This window comes from Streptomyces niveiscabiei, from assembly GCF_001419795.1.
Taxonomy (GTDB): domain Bacteria; phylum Actinomycetota; class Actinomycetes; order Streptomycetales; family Streptomycetaceae; genus Streptomyces; species Streptomyces niveiscabiei.
Window position 1 is genome coordinate 1 of record NZ_LIRL01001291.1, and the last position, 1,039, is coordinate 1,039.

At 73.9% G+C, this 1,039-nt stretch carries 1 protein-coding gene and 1 pseudogene; both read left to right on the plus strand.

Features of this window, described 5'->3' with window-relative positions; all coding sequences use genetic code 11:
- Nucleotides 1-307 (plus strand): annotated as a pseudogene (locus tag AOK24_RS51985) (sensor histidine kinase); the annotation flags it as partial.
- A gap of 53 nt (nt 308-360) precedes the next feature.
- Entirely contained in the window at nt 361-993 is a 633-nt protein-coding gene (locus AOK24_RS43245; RefSeq protein ID WP_055725313.1) for a response regulator transcription factor, read from the plus strand.
- Nucleotides 994-1,039: the final 46 nt, after the last annotated feature.

Here is a 1,039-nt window from a genome sequence, read left to right on the forward strand (position 1 = left end):
CCCCTCACCCTCCACCACCCCCACCCGCGGCACCGGGCTCATCGGGCTCCGTGAGCGGCTCGCCGCAGTCGGCGGAACACTGGAAGCCGGGCCGGGCGCGCGGGGCGGGTTCACGGTGATCGCGGAGTTGCCGGCGGAAGCCGAGGATTTCGACGGCACCCCCCGGAGGGACCCCGTGCACGGTGCCGGAAGCGTGGACGGCTGGCACCCCGAACCCTGTGCGCCGGGCGTGTACACCGTGCGCCCCGCCCCGGACCCCCGTCACACCGCGCCCTTCTCGGGCCCCGGCCCTAGGCTGTCCCCGTGACCAGCAGCCCCCTGAACTCGCCGTACTCCCCGTTGGACCCGGCAGCGAGCGAGATGCCGAGCAGTCACCGTCCGGCGAGGTCCATCCGGGTACTGCTCGCCGAGGACCAGGGGATGATGCGGGGCGCGCTGGCGCTGCTGCTGGGGATGGAGCCGGACATCGAGGTGGTGGCGCAGATCGGCGCGGGGGACGTGATCGTGGACACGGCGCTGACGTGCCGTCCCGATGTGGCCCTCCTGGACATCGAGCTGCCGGGCAAGAGCGGGCTGGACGCGGCGGCGGAGCTGCGGGACGAGGTGCCGGACTGCCGGGTGCTGATCCTGACGACGTTCGGCAGGCCGGGGTACCTGCGGCGGGCGATGGACGCGGGGGCGGCGGGGTTCCTGGTGAAGGACGGCCCGGTGGAGGAGTTGGCGCAGGCGATCAGGAGGGTGCTGACCGGGGAGACGGTGGTGGACCCGGCGCTGGCGGCGGCAGCCCTCGCGTCCGGCCCGAACCCGCTGACGACCCGTGAGCGCGGAGTCCTGGAGGCGTCGGCGGACGGGGCGACGGTGGCGGACATCGCCGAGAGGCTGCGGCTGTCGGAGTCGACGGTCCGCAACTACCTCTCGGCGGCGATCGGCAAAACGGGCACCCGCAACCGCACGGAGGCACTACGGGAGGCACGACAGCAAGGGTGGCTGTAGCCGGGGGCGGGGATCGGGCACACCGGGCACCAGGCACCAGGCACCA

Coding starts and splice junctions, on each gene's coding strand:
- AOK24_RS43245 (WP_055725313.1), top strand. CDS start 361: ATGCCGAGCAGTCACCGTCCGGCGAGGTCCATCCGGGTACTGCTCGCC.